General features: G+C 71.8%; 1 pseudogene. It reads left to right on the forward strand.

The window, feature by feature from the left end:
- Positions 1 to 138: 138 nt before the first annotated feature.
- A pseudogene (locus ACTFO6_RS17815) lies at positions 139 to 404 on the forward strand (hypothetical protein); the annotation flags it as partial.

Genomic DNA, 404 nt, shown 5'->3' on the forward strand with positions numbered 1-404 from the left:
GTTCTTCGTCTACAACAGCGTGGAGAACGCGCTGGGCGCTCCGCTGCACGGTCTGACGCCCCGGCCCGAGTTCATCGCCACCCGCAGCGACTTCTCGCCCATCGAGCCGGTGGTTCCGCAGGCGGCAAATCCGGGCGCATGACGGAGCCCGCGGGACGGGAGAACCGCGGCGTGGCGTGGGTGGCACAATCGTTTGTGGTGGCCGCCGCGGCGGTCCTGCTGCTGGCCGGGTGCTCGGATCCCTCCCCGTCGGGAGACGGCTCCACCCTGGAACGGGCCCGCCGCGAGGGCAGCATCCGCATCGGTTTCGCGGACGAGGCGCCCTTTGCCTATCTCGACACCCAGCGCGGTCGGGTGACCGGCGAGGCGCCGGAGGTGGCGCGGGTCATCCTGCGCCGCTTAGG

Origin of the sequence: Pelomicrobium sp. G1, from assembly GCF_051905455.1 — a bacterium.
In the GTDB taxonomy this organism is placed as follows: Bacteria; Pseudomonadota; Gammaproteobacteria; order Burkholderiales; family UBA6910; genus Pelomicrobium.